The 17,757-nt window shown below is 35.4% G+C and carries 22 protein-coding genes and 5 tRNA genes; 10 read left to right on the top strand and 17 right to left on the bottom strand.

Annotated elements, in window-relative coordinates; all coding sequences use genetic code 11:
* Window positions 1-61 precede the first annotated feature (61 nt).
* A tRNA-Leu gene (locus tag H9L01_RS06420) sits at window positions 62-146 on the top strand.
* Window positions 147-269: 123 nt separating this feature from the next.
* On the top strand, window positions 270-674 hold the full coding sequence (locus tag H9L01_RS06415; RefSeq protein WP_187533144.1) for a DUF1801 domain-containing protein: 405 nt from the start codon (window positions 270-272) through the stop codon (window positions 672-674).
* A 35-nt stretch (window positions 675-709) separates the two neighbouring features.
* On the opposite strand, the gene H9L01_RS06410 is transcribed toward H9L01_RS06415, so the two are convergent.
* Entirely contained in the window at window positions 710-1,159 is a 450-nt protein-coding gene (locus tag H9L01_RS06410; protein ID WP_187533143.1) for a carboxymuconolactone decarboxylase family protein, read from the bottom strand.
* 100 nt (window positions 1,160-1,259) lie between these two features.
* Here H9L01_RS06410 and pdxR point away from each other — a divergent pair, with 100 nt between their 5' ends.
* Complete coding sequence (gene pdxR / locus H9L01_RS06405) at window positions 1,260-2,633, top strand: MocR-like pyridoxine biosynthesis transcription factor PdxR (protein WP_187533142.1); 1,374 nt, start codon at window positions 1,260-1,262, stop codon at window positions 2,631-2,633.
* A gap of 79 nt (window positions 2,634-2,712) precedes the next feature.
* Window positions 2,713-3,174, top strand: coding sequence for a trafficking protein particle complex subunit (locus tag H9L01_RS06400; protein ID WP_187533141.1), 462 nt, complete (start codon window positions 2,713-2,715; stop codon window positions 3,172-3,174).
* 151 nt (window positions 3,175-3,325) lie between these two features.
* On the opposite strand, the gene H9L01_RS06395 is transcribed toward H9L01_RS06400, so the two are convergent.
* From H9L01_RS06395 to H9L01_RS06370, 6 genes are all read right to left on the bottom strand, one after another.
* A tRNA-Arg gene (locus H9L01_RS06395) sits at window positions 3,326-3,400 on the bottom strand.
* A gap of 43 nt (window positions 3,401-3,443) precedes the next feature.
* Window positions 3,444-3,920, bottom strand: coding sequence for a pantetheine-phosphate adenylyltransferase (gene coaD, locus H9L01_RS06390; RefSeq protein WP_187533140.1), 477 nt, complete (start codon window positions 3,918-3,920; stop codon window positions 3,444-3,446).
* Window positions 3,921-4,199: 279 nt separating this feature from the next.
* Complete coding sequence (locus H9L01_RS06385) at window positions 4,200-4,619, bottom strand: flavodoxin (RefSeq protein WP_187533139.1); 420 nt, start codon at window positions 4,617-4,619, stop codon at window positions 4,200-4,202.
* Between the two features lie 92 nt (window positions 4,620-4,711).
* Window positions 4,712-5,017, bottom strand: coding sequence for a PTS sugar transporter subunit IIB (locus H9L01_RS06380; RefSeq protein ID WP_187533138.1), 306 nt, complete (start codon window positions 5,015-5,017; stop codon window positions 4,712-4,714).
* Window positions 5,018-5,103: 86 nt separating this feature from the next.
* Window positions 5,104-5,565, bottom strand: coding sequence for a hypothetical protein (locus H9L01_RS06375; protein ID WP_187533137.1), 462 nt, complete (start codon window positions 5,563-5,565; stop codon window positions 5,104-5,106).
* Between the two features lie 117 nt (window positions 5,566-5,682).
* Window positions 5,683-5,991 carry a PTS lactose/cellobiose transporter subunit IIA gene (locus tag H9L01_RS06370; protein WP_187533136.1) on the bottom strand — a complete coding sequence of 103 codons (309 nt, stop codon included), beginning with the start codon at window positions 5,989-5,991 and terminating at the stop codon, window positions 5,683-5,685.
* A gap of 259 nt (window positions 5,992-6,250) precedes the next feature.
* Between H9L01_RS06370 and H9L01_RS06365 the strand changes: the two genes are divergently transcribed.
* Window positions 6,251-6,619, top strand: coding sequence for a TM2 domain-containing protein (locus H9L01_RS06365; RefSeq protein ID WP_223151006.1), 369 nt, complete (start codon window positions 6,251-6,253; stop codon window positions 6,617-6,619).
* A gap of 10 nt (window positions 6,620-6,629) precedes the next feature.
* Window positions 6,630-7,604, top strand: a complete 975-nt coding sequence (locus H9L01_RS06360; protein WP_187533135.1) for an SPFH domain-containing protein — start codon at window positions 6,630-6,632, stop codon at window positions 7,602-7,604.
* 61 nt (window positions 7,605-7,665) lie between these two features.
* Here the strand turns inward: H9L01_RS06360 and H9L01_RS06355 are convergent.
* The 6 genes from H9L01_RS06355 to H9L01_RS06330 all read right to left on the bottom strand — a co-directional run bounded on the left by H9L01_RS06355 (window position 7,666) and on the right by H9L01_RS06330 (window position 11,712).
* A tRNA-Thr gene (locus H9L01_RS06355) sits at window positions 7,666-7,741 on the bottom strand.
* Window positions 7,742-7,785: 44 nt separating this feature from the next.
* Window positions 7,786-8,268 (bottom strand): GNAT family N-acetyltransferase, encoded by a 483-nt coding sequence (locus tag H9L01_RS06350; protein WP_187533134.1) that lies wholly within the window; start codon window positions 8,266-8,268, stop codon window positions 7,786-7,788.
* A 13-nt stretch (window positions 8,269-8,281) separates the two neighbouring features.
* The gene (locus H9L01_RS06345) at window positions 8,282-8,698 is read right to left on the bottom strand and encodes a PPC domain-containing DNA-binding protein (RefSeq protein ID WP_187533133.1); all 417 of its coding nucleotides are present in this window, start codon (window positions 8,696-8,698) and stop codon (window positions 8,282-8,284) included.
* Between the two features lie 91 nt (window positions 8,699-8,789).
* Entirely contained in the window at window positions 8,790-9,281 is a 492-nt protein-coding gene (locus H9L01_RS06340) for a nucleoside 2-deoxyribosyltransferase (RefSeq protein WP_187533132.1), read from the bottom strand.
* 73 nt (window positions 9,282-9,354) lie between these two features.
* Window positions 9,355-11,019: a Na/Pi cotransporter family protein gene (locus H9L01_RS06335; RefSeq protein ID WP_246448937.1), complete on the bottom strand. Its 1,665-nt coding sequence runs from the start codon at window positions 11,017-11,019 to the stop codon at window positions 9,355-9,357.
* 255 nt (window positions 11,020-11,274) lie between these two features.
* A complete protein-coding gene (locus H9L01_RS06330; protein ID WP_187533130.1) occupies window positions 11,275-11,712 on the bottom strand; it encodes an acetyltransferase in 438 nt (145 codons plus the stop codon).
* Window positions 11,713-11,834: 122 nt separating this feature from the next.
* Here H9L01_RS06330 and H9L01_RS06325 point away from each other — a divergent pair.
* The 4 genes from H9L01_RS06325 to H9L01_RS06310 all read left to right on the top strand — a co-directional run bounded on the left by H9L01_RS06325 (window position 11,835) and on the right by H9L01_RS06310 (window position 14,161).
* Window positions 11,835-11,911, top strand: a tRNA-Ile gene (locus tag H9L01_RS06325).
* A 36-nt stretch (window positions 11,912-11,947) separates the two neighbouring features.
* A tRNA-Ala gene (locus H9L01_RS06320) sits at window positions 11,948-12,023 on the top strand.
* A gap of 130 nt (window positions 12,024-12,153) precedes the next feature.
* A complete protein-coding gene (locus tag H9L01_RS06315; RefSeq protein WP_187533129.1) occupies window positions 12,154-12,828 on the top strand; it encodes a response regulator transcription factor in 675 nt (224 codons plus the stop codon).
* The gene (locus tag H9L01_RS06310) at window positions 12,809-14,161 is read left to right on the top strand and encodes a sensor histidine kinase (RefSeq protein ID WP_187533128.1); all 1,353 of its coding nucleotides are present in this window, start codon (window positions 12,809-12,811) and stop codon (window positions 14,159-14,161) included. The genes H9L01_RS06315 and H9L01_RS06310 overlap by 20 nt, the downstream gene beginning before the upstream one ends.
* Before the next feature lie 101 nt (window positions 14,162-14,262).
* Here H9L01_RS06310 and H9L01_RS10685 read toward each other — a convergent pair whose 3' ends face one another.
* The 4 genes from H9L01_RS10685 to citF are packed head-to-tail and all read right to left on the bottom strand — an operon-like array spanning window position 14,263 to window position 17,755.
* A complete protein-coding gene (locus tag H9L01_RS10685) occupies window positions 14,263-14,742 on the bottom strand; it encodes a hypothetical protein (RefSeq protein ID WP_223151005.1) in 480 nt (159 codons plus the stop codon).
* Window positions 14,739-15,650, bottom strand: coding sequence for a pyruvate carboxylase subunit B (locus H9L01_RS06305; RefSeq protein WP_223151004.1), 912 nt, complete (start codon window positions 15,648-15,650; stop codon window positions 14,739-14,741). Before H9L01_RS06305 ends, H9L01_RS10685 begins: the two co-directional genes overlap by 4 nt.
* Window positions 15,634-16,221: a citrate lyase holo-[acyl-carrier protein] synthase gene (citX, locus tag H9L01_RS06300; RefSeq protein ID WP_187533127.1), complete on the bottom strand. Its 588-nt coding sequence runs from the start codon at window positions 16,219-16,221 to the stop codon at window positions 15,634-15,636. The genes H9L01_RS06305 and citX overlap by 17 nt, the downstream gene beginning before the upstream one ends.
* On the bottom strand, window positions 16,214-17,755 hold the full coding sequence (gene citF / locus H9L01_RS06295) for a citrate lyase subunit alpha (RefSeq protein WP_187533126.1): 1,542 nt from the start codon (window positions 17,753-17,755) through the stop codon (window positions 16,214-16,216). Before citF ends, citX begins: the two co-directional genes overlap by 8 nt.
* Window positions 17,756-17,757: the final 2 nt, after the last annotated feature.

Genomic DNA, 17,757 nt, shown 5'->3' with positions numbered 1-17,757 from the left:
ATAATATTTACGAATACTGGTTGAAATCAAAAAATATGAATGCTATAATATCAAAGCAGTTGCACCAGTGGCGGAATCGGTAGACGCGCACGCTTGAGGGGCGTGTGACGCAAGTCGTGTAAGTTCAAATCTTATCTGGTGCACCAAGAAGAAATTCACAACCAACAATTTGTTGGTTTTTTTTATCTTCTCGATGTACCGAGCACTATAAACCTACCTGTTGTTTTATTATGTTAGACTGAAATAAACTCACGTATACTGGAGGTTTTATGAACACAGACAATTTCGATATATTAGCAAACTATGAAGAGCCCTACCATTCTTACTTGGTTCAAATTAGAGCACTAATCTACACTATTGCAGCAGAAAACAAAGATATTGGCGAAATTACCGAAAGTTTAAAATGGGGACAACCTACTTACTCTACTCTCAAGAGCAAGTCTGGAACTCCCATTCGAATGGATCGCCTCAATGATCAAGTAGCAATCTATTTTCACTGTCAAACGTCTCTCATTGAGAATTTCCGAGAACTTTTCCCAAATGATCTTCAATTCTTAAACAACCGTGCAATATTGTTAAACCCTCTTGAGCCATTACCACTTAATGAAATTAGGTTCTGCTTATCATCAGCTTTGCTATACCATAAACAAAATATTAAAAAGCACGGTCTTTAAACCATGCTTAAGAGATAGAAGGGAAACCTTCTTTTTTATAGTTCCATTAAATCAGCATGCTTTCCCATTGCTATAGCAATGCGATTCCATGCATTCATTTGATTGATACAAAATACTAAGTAAACATACTCTTGATCTGTAAAGTATTGAGATACTTCTTGATAAACTTCATCTGGAATACGCTTATCTGCAACTTCCACTACATGTTCAACAAGGTTTAATGCAGCTTGCTCTTGACGTGAATAAAACGTACACTCTCTCCAAACAACAAGGCTAATAATTCTTTGAATTGTCTCTCCCATTTCAAGAGCATCTTTTGAGTGTGCATTGACACAATAGGCACATCCATTAATTTGTGATGTTCTTATTTTAACCAATTCCTTTAACTTAGAATCCAACGGGATATCATTAATGAACTTTTCCATTGCAAACATTGCTTTCATTGCATCTGGTGCTTCCTTATAATAATCTATTTGTTTTTTCATAGTTTCTCCTCTTGACCTGTATCTACAACAATTATACACTTTAACTGGACCCTCGTAAGTACCACCAATTTAATATTTTATGGGTCCAGTAGAGGTGAATATGTTTATCGATAAAAAAAGCGAAACACCCATTTTCCAACAAATCTATAAATATTTGGTTCAAAGCATGATTGACGGCAGCCTAAAAAAAGGGGATTTCTTACCTGGAACTCGAACACTCGCACAAGATCTTTCTGTGAGTAGAAATAGTGTTGATCGTGCCTATCAACAATTAGAAATTGAAGGCTATCTTAATTCAGTTTCAAATGTTGGATTTCAAGTTAGGGATGATTTCACAACACTTAAAAACAAATCAATTTCTGAAAAATATTCTATGATTGAAACTAAACCACAGTATATTGCAGACTTTAGCTATGGTAGCACCAACTTCGTAAACTTTCCTATTTCTAAGTGGCAAAAGTACAGTTTAGAAGTTCTCGAAGGACAAATAGAAGATCATCTTGATGCTAAAGGAAGTTTAGAACTAAGAACTGCCTTAAATCATTATCTTTCGCGGCATCGCGGCATTGACGCAGATGTCGATCAAATCGTAATTACAAATGAGCATACTTTTAGTTTAAATATAATTTGCGATATTTTGAAAAGTAAATCAGATTCCATTACAGTAGCAATGGAAGACCCTGGATTCCCTGTTTCAAGAAATATTCTAAAAAAACATGGCAACGTTTTACCCCTTGACTACGAAAACGGCGTCATTCATCTTCCAAGTAATTCTGATGTTCCAATTAACGCACTGCTCATTACCCCCTCACACCATTTCCCAACGGGAGGATTGATGCAAATGCCGATGCGTTTAGAACTCCTTGACTGGGCACAAAAACGTAATGCTTTCATTATTGAAGATGATTATGATAGCGAATTCCGCTATGTTGGTGATCCAGTACCCTCGTTACAGTCGATTGCAACCCATGATAACGTCATTTATTTAGGAACCTTTTCAAAGCCACTATCGTCCTCTTTAAGAATGAGTTATCTGATTCTACCAAAACAACTGGTTCCTCTCTATGATTTATATTTTGGTAACCAAACCTCAATGGTATCTACCCTTCAACAAGCAATCCTTACAAAATTTATAGACAATCACGATTACGAAAAACATATCCGTATCATGAACAAAGAATATAAGAAACGCTATCGTTTCCTTGTCTCACAATGTAAAGATATTTTTGGAAATCAAGTGACGGTTCGTGACAATCAAGGGGGACTATTTGTAATTTTAGATCTACATTCTCTTCAAACATCAGATGAACTCGTTGCACTAGCAAAACTAAAAAATGTAAAAGTATATCCTACTACAGATTTCTATCAAAATAAGCGACATTGTTCGACAGTTTTTTTAGGGCTTTCGCAATCAAGTGAAGCTACAGTTATTAAAGGTCTCTTGGCATTAAAAGATGCATGGAGCATTACTTAAAATCTTAATTAAATATCATTAAGTTCTCACTCATTCGTATGTTAAGGGTGATAGGATAATATCAGTAAGGGGGACTATTATGAGTCTACAATTTATGAATACGACATTTGCTTTAAATACAAAAACGAGAAATACTGCCTTTTTCGTCCATTACGGAGAAAACGGCAATTTAGAATATTCTTTCGATTGTTCTTTCGAAAAAAATACCACCGGAGAAATAAGTATAAGTCCCTATCTTTGCATTAACCAAATTGAAACGTCTTTTAGACAAATTGACGAATTAATAGGACATTGTTTCGAAGTGGAAAATATTGAAGCAGCATATGAACGTGAAGATACTTTTTATATTTTTGAACATGAACCGCTAGTACGCTATACTTCTGTAATTAAGGAAATTAAAGAAGATTGGGTACGTATTCATTGTGAAGGTGTAGCAATAATTGATGGTTACGCAAGTCCTTATACAAAAGACTCTTTCAAATTAGAGTGTTGGCTTCCCATTATAACAAGTGTCAGTGACTGGAGTAAATTCAATTTATAGTACACTCTCGAAAACATATAAATAACATTTTCAAACCTCGTACTCACAATATATTACAGTTACAGGCGCGGATCAGTGACATTCAAATATTTCACCAACTATCTAGAATATAAAAAATCCTTTATCTAAAGGATTTATGAATAAATATATATGGCGCCCCCGACCAGAATTGAACTGATAATTAACCCTTAGGAGGGGTTTGTTATATCCATTTAACTACAGGGGCTTGATTAAAAAGAGATATCATGCGATATTCTCTTTTTATTTTATTATTTTCGATACTTTTCTTCAAGACGACGCGCCACATTTTTGGTAACGAAACCATCCATTGCCCCGCCGTATTTCGCAATTTCTTTTGCTACTGATGAAGATATGTATGAATACTTCGGATTTGCAACTAAGAATAACGTCTCTATATGTGGGCATAGAATACGATTGGCTGTTGCTTGTTGTAATTCATATTCATAATCCATAACCGCACGAATTCCCCTGACTAAAACATCACATTCCAGTTTTTGAGCAAATTCAATCGTTAGTCCTTCCCCTACCTCAACTTTTACATTTGGCATATGTTGAATAGATTCTTGAACCATTTCTAAACGTTCTTCTAGTGTGAAAGTACCACTCTTACTTCCGTTAATCATAATTGCGACAATCACTTCTTCAAATTTTGCTGAACAACGTTCTATCAAATCCAAATGTCCGATTGTAATAGGATCAAAGGATCCTGGATACATAACTTTCATAGCGCACCTCACTACTAAAAGTATAGCGTATTTACGTATTTAATGAAAGAAAAAAAGCACATGTTTTCATGCGCTAGTTTCGGAGACATAATCATCTATAAATCAATGGAGGAAACACTATAGATTAAATAGTAAATAACGAGGAAAGAGATTACTATATGACTCCTGAGGACAAGTATTATTAGATAGTTATGCTATCTATAATACTATTATACCCACCCAATGAAAAATGTCAACATCTTTTCTGAAAATATTTAAATATATTTCATTCAATGTAAATTATTTCATTATTTCTTGTGTTTTATCGTAAATTTCTTTCAATTGATCATCATTAGGTTCCCATTGAACAACAAATGTATCCATAATTTGAGCCCCAACATCATTCATTTCTTGTTTCCAATTTTCCATCCATTCAGCTTCTCCCCAGTCGTATGATCCAAACATAACGACCTTTTTTCCTGATAGATGTGGGTTTAAGTCATCTTGAAATGGTCTAAACTCATACTCTTCCACATTCTCATCATTCATAGCTGGTGATCCTAAGAAGAAAATATCAGCATCCTTTACATCTTCGGCACTCGTTTCAGATACCTGATAGTATTCACATTCTAAATCCATATCCTCAATTGCTTCTTGAATTGAGTCTGCCATAATTTGTGTATTTCCTGATCCTGTCCAATATACAATAACTGCTTTCATAACCTTACCTCCTGTAGACATTATAATTCATTTTAAGCAAATAAAAAATGCTAGTTTTCACTAACATTTCTATTTAACATTTGTTTGACTAATTAAGCGTCGCCTAATGTTTTCTTAACTTCAGCAATAACTGCTTCACCGTTCATTGTTCCGTATGCACGCATATCGATAACTTGAATTGGTTTTTCAGGTAATTGTTTTTGTACTGTGCTTAAGTTAAAACGAACTTGTGGTCCTAATAACACGATATCTGCGTTAGCTCCCACACGTGCAGCTTCACTTACTGAGTGAGCTGAAATTTCAACTTCATAGCCTTGAGCTGCTGCTGCTTCTTGCATTTTTGTAACTAAAATACTAGTTGACATCCCTGCTGAGCAAAGTAGTACAATTTTTCTCATAGTATAAAATCCTCCTTGAATACAACTTCATTATAACAATAAAACTTTATATAGTCTATATGAAACCGTTAACAAATAACGGCTATTTAACGACTTTTACGAAAATACTTGCCAGAAAGTCTTTCTTCTATTTTTTCTTTGTTACCAATTGGGTAACGAACCTTAAAGGATTGACCCTTAATTGATATATGCATGACCCCTTTTTGATATTTTAGATTACTCAATGATTTCACATCGAAAGGATGTTCCAACAAGAATACAACTTTCTTACCAACGATAACAAATCGTCTTAAATGCAAGAAAGAGATAACTAGCATTGCATATCCTAATACTAACATCAATCCAACATTAGCTTGCGTAACTGGAATAAACATCAGGCATAGATTACCGATAATTACAGCTGCAATTTCGATCCATGATCGGGTATCAAACGAAAATGCCAATGTTTCATCCATACGTTTGGCTTTGTTATAGCGAATCAACCATAATAGATAGATTGCGACAACGATACAACGAATTAAAATAATTACAATATTATTAGTTCCCATCTGCTCCACCTCGAGCAAATTGTACCATGAACCTATAAAATGTAAAAGATACAATAACATATAAAAAAATCCCCAGGTTCTACGCAAGATAGATCCCAGGGACTAACGATAAAATTCTTATTGAATTTTTTTGTGAATATCAATAAGTTCAGCAGCAATAATCTTTAAGACTTCTGCGCTCATCATTTGATCTTCAGCATGGATTAAAAGAAGATTAACTTCTGTGTTACCATTTTGTGCTTCTTGTTGAATCAATTGACCGTGGACACGGTGTCCTTCGATGAATTGTTCTTCCCCTTCAGCCATTAATTGTTCTGCGCGATCAAAGTCGCCTTCTTTTGCAGCAGCGATTGCTTCTACAAAGCATGAACGTGCTGAACCATTAAATGAAATCATTTGAAAACTTAGTAATTCGATACCTTCCATGTATAAATACACTCCTTTTACTTCATAGGTATTATAACAAAAAGATTTGAGGTTTCATAGCATTATAATGTTTTCCTTAAATCTCTTAGAGTTTCACATTTTTTGATCCACCATAATTTTTAAATATAGCAGTTCAGTCACTCAATTTTATCGACTATTTTGCCTATAAGGCTCTATATCCTCTTTTATATTCATTTTAACAAGGAAAGATAGTATAATAACGTTAAATGTATATATTTATGAAAAGGGGTATTGAATCATGTCGAAATGTCAAAATTGTGGCGCACCAATGGAAGATGGTATTTGCACATATTGTAATTATAAAGAATCTATTAGCAATGAATCAGCTACTATCGTTAATAATTCTTATCAAACAAACTATAACACTTCAAATTACGGAAATACTCACGGAAATTCGAATGTATCTCCAAAAGGAAAATGGCCAACTTTTGCGTTATGCTTATTCTTAGGAGTCTTCGGTTTCCATAGATTTTATGTTGGAAAAATTGGAACTGGAATTCTTTATTTTTTTACAGCAGGTTTCTGTGGATTCGGTGTTCTTGTGGACTGTGTCGTAATCCTGGCTGGTGCGTTTAAAGATGGTAATGGATTGCCAGTAGTACAATAGGAGGTGCATTATGGCTTGGATAAAAGATCAATTTTTTGATGTTATTGAGTATGTGGATGAAAGTGATTTAATTTTAGTAAAAAAATTCACAGATCGAGAAAGTAATGAAATCAAACAGGGTGCTAAGGCTATTGTAAGAGAAGGCCAATATGGTGTGTTTGTGACAGGTGGAAAGCTAGCAGATATCTTGCCTCCTGGAACGCATACACTTGATACGGGAAACCTTCCAGTACTATCGTCTCTTATGGCGTTCCCTCATAATTTTAACTCTCCCATTAAGAGTGACTTTTATTTTGTTAGTACAAACCAATTAGTTAATAATAAGTGGTCCACTAAAAATCCGATTATGATGCGTGATAGTGATTTCGGTGTTCTTAGACTGAGAGCATTTGGAATGTTCAGTTTTAGAATCAACGATGTAGAAAAATTCATGAAAGAAATATTTGGATCCCAAAAACTAACCTTAACTTGGGATATCATCACCTATTTAGGTTCCATGGTTTCTTCAGCATTTGCTGAATCTATCGCAGAACTTCAGATTCCAGCTTTGGATTTAGGTGCAAAATATAAAGCTATTGGCCAATCAGTAAGAGATAAAGTTAACCTTGAATGTCAAAACTTAGGTTTAGAGTTTGTGAATGTCAACGTTGAAAATATTTCGCTTCCCGAGGAAGTTGAAAAACTTATTGATGAACAATCAGGTATTGGCTTGGCTTCAAAAGATATGGCTACCTTTACACAATATCAATCCGTTAGAGCGATGCGTGATGCATCAAATCAAGAAGGCGGTCTTGCTGGTTTAGGTGCTAGTGCAGCATTTGGAAATCAAATTGCGAACACTATCAATCAAAGTCAGCCTCAAAACCAACCTCAGAAACCAGAGGTTGATACTGTCGAAGAACTTCTTAAATACAAGAAATTACTCGATGAAGATGTTATCACCAAAGAAGAATTTGACAAAGTAAAAGCGAGACTACTTGCTTAATATTACATCATCAATCATAAAATATAAAAACACCGATAAATTCGGTGTTTTAATTTTATGATGGTGCCGACTAGAGGACTTGAACCCCCAACCTACTGATTACGATTCAGTTGCTCTACCAATTGAGCTAAGTCGGCGCATTCCAATTGTACAAAACATTGGAATACAAATCAAGGTTATTTTAAGAATTCAAGGACAAAACTGCGACAAGTTCATCATCGCAAATTTCTCCAGTTTCTTTAAATCCAAACGAAGCATAAAATTTCTTAGCAAATATGTTTTCAGGTTCATATGAAAGCCAGCATGCTTTTGCTTCCCCATTTGGGAAACTTTTGATGAACTTAATGATTTCATGTAGCGCTTGTTTGCCATAACCTTTACCTTGATATTCATGATCAATCATAAATCGCCAAATCAAGTAATTATCCTTCGCTATTTCAGGGTCGCCTTCTTGAGCTCCATATCCTAACATCACGAATCCCACAGGTGTATCCCCTTGATTAATAGCAAATGTATGGACATTATCACCTTTTAATAACGTGACATACGCTTCAATCAGGCTTTGATCATTGGGGGCTACAAAATCCTCTTGATGCTTCGCTACTGACATTTTATAGACGTCCCAAACATTATCATCAGTAATTGGTACTAATTTAATATCCATTTCAACTTCCTCACTAATTTTCGTTGCAACTTTTTTGCACTGAAGAAATAACAAGTTCTTTATAGCCCGACATTTCTCCTTTAGAACGGGTTAGTTCATGATTCTCAAGTTCAATAATCACAACTTCACATGTGGATTGAATGGTACATCCACCAATAAAGTGTCCACCATAAACGCGAAACTCACGATCACTCACAGATCCATGAATATGCATTCCTGTTTTGGATAACGTACCCACACATGAGACAATTTCGTAAGGACCATCAAGCTTTAATAATGACTTATCATATCCTTTACGCAACATCACTTTCGACAAACTACCGACGCATGTTCCTATGTATGCAGCACTGATATCAAACTTCTTGCAATAGTTATCAAGAGCCGCTAAGAAGTCGTCTCCTGGCATTAATTTTAATATGTGTTCTTTCATAACATCACATCCTTATAGTCTCATTGTACATGAAATAGTTTTTCTTATCTATAATAAAAAAAGCGAGATATTCTCTCACCTCTTTATTAAATTATGAATTTAATTCGAGAACTTCACCTATTTTTTCAATCATGGTTGCTTCGTTATCTACGAGTTCACCCGCAAGTTTACATAATCCAACAGTGTAAAGATTAACATATGAGAATTGCGATTCACCAAGATTTCCAATTGCTTCTAATTTTTGTTTGTTATTAGATCCTTGTTGACGCGAATCGGTGTACAATCCAAGAATTGGTAAACCTGCTTGATAAGCAACACCAATTTCCGACGCAACACCTGCATCAATAGAGATACCATCAAGTACTGCAATGAGTAAATCTGAACTCAACAATGCATCCGTGTCCGCCTTCGCAATCATGGTTGAATCAGCATAAGAATTTTTATCATTGATATCCCCTTGTTCCTGAGGTAGATAAACATCCAAACTTGGATAGTGTTCGCGAATCTTCGCTACCACTCGAGCATTGTATTCAAATTCCATATTTGAAAATAATGGGCTTGCAAAATATATTTTCTTTGTCATCTTCATTCTCCTTTATTATGCCCATTTTAACCGAGAACCTCATCTTAATTCAAGTAAAAAGGAAGCAATCTTATTAGACTGCTTCCTTTTTCGATTTAACATACTTCACAACATTGATACCATGATCACCCATTCGTTCGAGGGATGACAAAATATCTACGAAGAGACTTGATGTAATTTTCCCATCACAAACATCGTCTGACATTCTTCTAAAATGTTTTTCACGATATTTAATATCAATTGCGTCAAGATATTCTTCATCTTTCAAGAGTGTTTCTAAGCCTTCAAGATTTTCATCTTTAAAGACTTCGAAACTTCTCTCAAGCATGCTTATTAAGTGTTTATACATGAGATCTAAATCTTGTAATGCTTCTTCTGAGAATGATTCTCTATTTTCAAAAATGCGACTGTAGAATTCCGCAATATTTGTTGTGATGTCTCCAATACGTTCAATATTTTTTACTATTTCAACGTTTGCAACATAGGTCTCGGCCTTAATACCTTGGTCATTATTTTGTTTCGCAATAGCGAGTAAGTATCGTGTGAGATTGCTATCCATCTCATTCACCATTTCTTCAAGTTGCATAACCACATCATAATCCTCAACATCACGTGAATGTAAGTAATCACGCGTTGTATTTAGTGACTCCATAACAAGATCAGCCATTTGGGAAGTTTGTTTTTGAGCTAATTGTAATGCTCCTTCTGGGAAGGTTGTAACCAGTCCATAATCAAGCGGTTCAATTTTTTCACGTTCTTTAATGCGATCTTCACCAGGTATCAGTATCTCTAACAGACGAATACATGCAGGAATAAATGGAATAATTCCAACTACCCATATGAGATTGAACACGAAGTGGTTGATTCCGACCGCCATTTCTGGTGATCCGCCCACAATTTCATGGATTTTCAGTATCATCTCAGAATAAGGTTGAATCACAATCATCGTAATCAGTGCACCAATGATGTTGTAGAGCGCATGGAACCACCCAGCACGACGTGTCGACACGGAACCCCCCACCGAAGCTAAGACTGCAGTCAATGTCGTTCCAACGTTAGATCCAAAGACGAAAGCCGATGCCGCTACCATGGTCATGTTCCCACCTGCATATATCTTTTGGACTAATGCAATAACTGCCATCGATGAATTAATGACCGCTGTAGCCACAGTTCCTGCTAGTAATGCAAGCCAAGGATTGTCTGACATTTTTAATAGGAATGCTTCAAATTGTGGTAAATCTTGAAGAATAATTAATTGATCACTCATTAATTGAAGACCTACGAAAGTAATTCCGAGTCCAAAGATGATTTGACCATAATTCTTATACTTCTTACGTTGTAAAAACATCAACATGAGAGCACCTATAAATACAAAATAGTAACCCATGTCTTCAATATTGAGACCAATCATTAATGCGGTAACCGTAGTCCCCAAGTTAGCGCCTACAGAGATACCAATCGCTTGATCCAAACGCATCAATCCAGCACGAACCAAACTGATTGAAATAACAGTAGCTGCCGTACTTGATTGCATCAGTGCAGTAATTACGGTTCCCACTAAAATTGCGGAAAGCAAATTACCCGTGTAGCGTTCAATATAGTCCCGAATTTTCGGACCCGCTGCATCTTTAAATCCATCCCCTAAAAACTTAATCCCCAATAAGAATAAACCAAAACCACCTAAGATTACATTAAACTGTATATCACCGAGTTGTGGTGTATTTGTTAAAAAAATCATAATTCCCTCCATAGATTTTCTCTTCAAATGAATCCATAAATATAGTAAGGAGCTTTTGAATACACAAAAGAGCGGTCGACATCCGTCACCACTCTGAGTATTTTCTTTTAATGTCTTGCATTAATATTTAAATTGTATTCCCTAATCACAACTAATATTGACATTTAAATCTCCATCATATTCGACCAAATCCATCATAACATTGGAAGAATAGGAGTTTTGTTAACAAAAGTTAATATAAACATTACAATATCATTACAATTCGTGTTCCATATGAAGTATAGGATAATTCCTTCCTTCATCATCAGTTTCTGATCGAGAGATAACCTTAAATCCCAGATGTTTATAAAAACCTACGGCTTGTAGATTTTGTTCATTGACGTCGACATACTTAATTTTATAGGTTTGAAGTGCCTCTTCGATTAACTGTTTACCAATACCACTTTTACGATAGACTGGATCTAAGAATAACATTTCTATCTTATGATCCTTAATTCCCATAAAGCCAGCAACTGATTCATGGTCTTCATAAATCAGAACGGTATCCATCGCTGCGAATGCTGTAATTACTGATGGTTTCATTTCATCAATAGCGTCTCTGTTAATAAAATTATGCGTTGCTAAAATTGATGCTTCCCAAATATCAAGAAGGCGGTTGAGATCATATTCATGGACATTAATTTGTTGAATCATGCGTATCACTCCTTTCATTTATTATACATCAATAGGGCATTTATTATAAAATTACATTTTACTCGTTTTTCATGTTGACTTCTTTTAGGCATAGTGATATATTATTAAAGCAGTCATGTTATGGGCCTGTAGCTCAGTTGGTTAGAGCGCACCCCTGATAAGGGTGAGGTCGCTGGTTCGAATCCATTCAGGCCCACCATATATACTTTAAGTATATAATTAACATGATTAATATGGGGTTTTAGCTCAGCTGGGAGAGCGCCTGCCTTGCACGCAGGAGGTCATCGGTTCGATCCCGATAAGCTCCACCATATTATAAATAACATCTAATCTAGTTCTCTAGATTAGATTTTTTTATATTTATGTATTTCTAGATTAATTATATAATGTTAATGTCACACAAATGCCACATTGCCATGATTAAATAAGGGAGGTGATATCATGAAGAATATACTAATTGTTGATGACGAAGCAGATATTAGAAATCTGATCAGAAAATATGCTGAGTTCGAAGGCTACTTTGTTGATGAAGCTTCCAATGGTTTAGAAGCCATTGATAAAGTTCGTTCTTTTACTTATGACTTAATTATTTTAGATGTGATGATGGATGGTCTTAATGGATTTGAAACCTGTCGGGCTATTCGAAAAGAATTTGATACTCCTATTATTATGTTAACTGCAAAAACACAAAACCAAGATAAGTATCAAGGTTTTGATTTGGGTGTTGATGATTATGTCACAAAACCATTCTCACCCAAAGAATTGATGTATCGAATCCAAGCTGTCTTGAAAAGATCCTTAAATGAAAGTACCCTTACTCAATATAAATGGCAACAACTATGTATTAATAAACAAGCACATACTGTTACTATCAATGATGAACCTGTGGAACTTACCCCTAAAGAATACGAATTATTACTCCTCTTTGTTGAAAACAGAGGAATTGTATTACAACGTGAACAGATTTTGAATCATGTCTGGGGATACGACTTTGATGGTGATGATCGAACGCTTGATACACATATAAAAAGACTACGAAGAAAATTGAAACAATACAGTTCATGGATTGTAACTGTTAGAAGTGTGGGGTACCGTTTTGAACCCAAAGAGCATTAAATGGAAAATTCAAAATTCACTGATTCTCTTCAGTGTTTCACTACTCATAATTTTATGGGTATTTCAGGTCGTACTTTTAGAACCTTTCTATCGAAATATTAAGACCAGAGAAGTAGAAAAATTAGCTTATACTGTCAAAGAACAGTACAATAATCCTTCACGAAAAAATCCCGTTACGATTAATCGCGAAACATATGTATTGATTGCTGATGCTAACGGAAATATTATTGATGATTCTTCTTTTGGAGTTTCACTTAAAAATCCAGTTTTCTCTTCTTTTGAACTCCAATATATTTTCAATCAACTTGGAAGTTCTGGTAAGTCAATTAGTTTCGACTATTCCAATGCTACTCGAAGCGCCTCAGACATCACCTACGCGCTCAAACTGGATGATAGCAGTATGGTTCTAGTCCAAACGCAAGTCGTCCCTGTGAACGCTACAATCAATACCATAAAGGTACAACTTGTACTCGTAAGTGTTATTCTTATCTTCATTTCTTATCTTCTCACAAAATATCTCTATAAAAAAATATCCAAACCCATTATCGAAATTAACGATGGTGCTAAAGTATTGGCTAACGGGAATTATATTGAACCGTTCCAAGGAAAAGGTTATACCGAGATTGAAGAATTAAGTGATACCCTTAATAAAATGAGAATCGAACTTAGTAATATTGAAAAATTACGAAATGAACTGCTTGCTAATGTTGGTCATGATTTAAAGACTCCTCTGACAATGATTGGAGGTTATGCCGAAATGATGAAAGATCTTCCCGATGAAATGACCGAAAATAACCTTCAGATTATTATTAAAGAAACCCACAAACTCAGTAAACTCGTCGAAGATATGCTCGATTTATCAAAAATTCAATCCGGGATGATGCAACTCGATATCCAAAAAATTAATCTTTCACAACAAATTGCTTCAATTACGAGCAGACTCCAACAAACCTATCCGAATCGACTCATTGAATTGAATATTCCAGACGAAATTATCGTCAGTGTTGATGAATCCAAATTTGAACAAGTCCTCTATAACCTCATGAATAATGCTCTTATCCACACTGATAGTAATTTATGTATTAAAGCGAAGTCGAAAGCAAACTTTATACAATTAGAAGTGATTGATTATGGTGAAGGGATTCCAGAATCTGAGTTTGAATCAATTTGGCATCGCTATTACCAAAGCAACAACGATCATCAAAGAGATCAATATGGTAGTGGTCTTGGTTTATCAATCGTCAAGAATATTTTAGACCTTCATAAATTTGAATATGGGGTAAAGTCCAGTGATCCTCACGGTACCACCTTTTGGATACGAATCCCCATTTAGGATGGTGTATCACATATAATAAATATATCTTTGCAAAGATAATAAAAAGGATTGAATCCGCAAATTGTGGAAACAATCCTTTTTTTACTTATGTTTATCAATTAAATAATAATGGTGACATTTTGTTCAGGTATATCGTAGAACGGATCTTTTTTCTTCTTCAAGAAAGGCGTCGCAATTTGAGGGAATAATGCATAGGATAATACATCTTCCATGCTTGTTGCGAATGCTTTTGATTCAATTTCAAATTGTTCAAGAGATGGTTTTAAAAGATCGGCTGGACGGACTGTAATTACATCCGTGTCATTTCCAATCACTTTTTGACGAACTTCTTCTGAAATAGGTCCGGGTGATTTTCCATAATATCCTTTTACATAGTCTTTGATCTCATTTGGAATCAATTTATAACGTTCACCACTTAAAACATTCATAACAGCTTGTGTTCCAACCATCTGTGATAGTGGCGTTACAAGAGGTGGATATCCCATCTCTTCTCGAACTTTAGGCACTTCAGCAAGTACTTGTTCGAACTTATCAAGCTGTTTCGCATCTTTCAGTTGTGATAACAGATTTGAAATCATTCCCCAGGAACTTGATAAATGAGCGTATTAGGATCTGTTTCAAGAACTTTTGGATTAAAGACGCCACTTTCAATAAAGCTTTCTTTCACGCCTTTGAAGTATTCCGATACTTCTTGGCAATCTTCAAGACTTACATCAACTTGGTATCCAAGTTCTCTAAGCACAATAACCATTGCTTCCGTTGACGGTTGACTTGTTCCTCCCGCAAACGATGAGTTAGCAGTATCAATAACATCCGCCCCTGCTTCGACAGCCTTGAGGTATGTCATCTCAGCAATCCCACTGGTAGCATGAGTATGCACATGAATTGGTAATTTTGTAACTTCCTTGAGTGCTTTAATAAGTGTTGAGGCACGTGCCGGTGTTAAAATACCCGCCATATCCTTAACACAAATAGAATGAGCTCCCATTTTTTCCATTTCTTTAACCAATTCGACATAGTATTCATCTGTATGAATATCACTAATGGTATAGCAAATAGTCATTTGTGCATGACCACCATATTTATTAATTGAATCAACCGATTGTTTAAGATTTCGTAAATCATTCAATGCATCAAAGCATCGAATAACATCAATCCCATTTTCTATCGATTTTTGAATAAATGCATCTACCACATCATCTGAATAATGTTTGTATCCCAAGAGATTTTGACCTCTTAAAAGCATTTGTAATTTAGTATTCTTTACATGTTTTCGAATGGTTCGAAGACGTTCCCATGGGTCTTCATTAAGATAACGGAGACACGAATCAAAAGTCGCACCACCCCAAACTTCGAGACTTTCAAATCCTGCATGGTCTAGTGTTTCAAGAACTGGCAGCATTTGTTCTGTTGTCATTCGCGTAGCAATTTGACTTTGATGGGCATCTCTTAGAATCGTATCTGTAATTTTAACCTGTTGTGTCATCAAAGGTCACTCTCCCTTCATTGAGTATTATTTTTTTCATTTCGTGATGTAATGCTTCAACTGAGTGGGTTCGATCCCGTCCGCATACTTTTGATGGTAAATCACAAACAAGACACTTTCGCACTCCAACGTTTAAATCTTCACGCGAAATTGCTCCCTTTGTAGTATAGACATCAAAATCAAACAAACGACCTAATCCCCACGATTCTTCAAGATCAATCATCAAATTTTTAAGTTCAATTCCTGATATTCCATCAACAACTTGAATTAATTCACAGCCTGTTTCTAAGTTAATCCATTTTTCATAAATAACTTCCAGGTTGTTATCACTTAAAGTATTCATTAACATTTCACTTGCATACTGCATGAGCGTTTGAACCAGTTCATTATTTTTAATTGAACCCGGCATATTAACTTTCGTACAAATTAAAGCAAAATTCGAATATTTATTAATTAAAGTATCAAGAAAATTAATTCTATTTTCTCTGTGGCGTAAAACTGCTTCCAATGTTGGAGCAGTTCCACTCACAAAGGCATCATCGATGGTTTGATGAAGATGGTAATTAGTCACGTTCTACCTGACAAACTGCATCAATCAAACTTCCATCTCGATATTCAATTAAAGCTACAACTTTCTCACCATATTGAATAGGTTCTGGATTTCCTACGATTGAATAAGCTTTTTCTTTAAGTTCTTCGATAGTAAATTGAGGAATATCTGAACCTTTGAAGCATTCAATGAGGTCTGTACGAAGTGGATTAATTGCAATACCAATTTCAGTAACAACAACATCAATAGATTGACCTGGTGTAATAACGGTATTAACATCATCAACGATTGTTGGGATACGTCCTCGAACAATTGGTGATAGAATAATGCTTAATTTTGACGCTGCGGCTGTGTCACTGTGTCCACCTGACGCACCACGAATAACACCATCGGATCCTGTCATAACGTTAACATTAAATTTGGTATCAACTTCAAGTGCTGAAAGAACTACAATATCTAATAAGTTAACTGATGCTCCCTTGTTACCTGGGTTTGCATACATTGAAGCACTAATTTCATAGTGTTTGTCATTATTTTTAATAGATTCAATTGCTCCTCTATCAAAGGATTGAGTATCAATAATTGTGTCAATAAGACCTTCTTCATGCATTTCACATAAGTGAGCGGTAAGACCACCCAATGCAAATCCTGCCTTGACGTCTTTTTCAATCATTGTTTCTTTAAGATAACGAGCAACAGCAAGTGCTGATCCACCCGATCCTGCTTGGAATGAGAATCCTGGTTTAAAGTAAGGTGATTGAACAATAACCTTGCTTGCGTACTCAGCAATCAACAATTCTTTAGGATCTGTTGTGAATCGTGTTGCACCCTTAGCAATCCCATTTGGATCACCGATTGCATCGACAACAACAACATAGTCAACATGGTTTTGAGGAATACTAATTGGTGTGTTAGGATAAGCTACTAAATTGTCTGTAATGATAACAACCTTGTCAGCAAATTCAGCATCAACTCGCGCATATCCAAGTGATCCACATGCTGATTTACCATGTGATCCGTTAGCATTTCCATATTCATCACAGCTGGATGCTCCTAAGAATGCGACATCAATCTTAATATCTCCCATTTCAATCGCACGAGCTCGACCACCGTGAGAACGGATAACAACTGGATTTTCCATAATTCCGGATGATATAGCCGCACCAACTTTATCACGAAGACCGCTTGATGTAATATTAGTAATGACACCATTTTTGATATGTTCAATAATTGGTTCATGAACATTAGCAATTGAACTTGATGCTAATGTCAGATTTTTAATACCTAACTTCGCAATTTCTTCCATAACCATATTTAAGACATAGTCACCTTCACGGAAATGGTGGTGGAATGAAACTGTCATGCCATCTTTAAGTCCTGATTCGATAATAACATCTTTAATTGAATCGCGGAGCTTTGTTTCCCCTGGTAAAACTGCGGTAACACTCGCACTATTACGACGATAAGTCGGTTTACGATCAAATTGATCGACAAACAAACCGTATTTATCTGCATATTCTTGTGGTATTTTACGACCTAATTTATTTACACTCATGA

The organism is Erysipelothrix inopinata (assembly GCF_014396165.1).
Taxonomy (GTDB): domain Bacteria; phylum Bacillota_I; class Bacilli_A; order Erysipelotrichales; family Erysipelotrichaceae; genus Erysipelothrix; species Erysipelothrix inopinata.
This window is presented reverse-complemented; position numbering and strand designations above follow the sequence as displayed.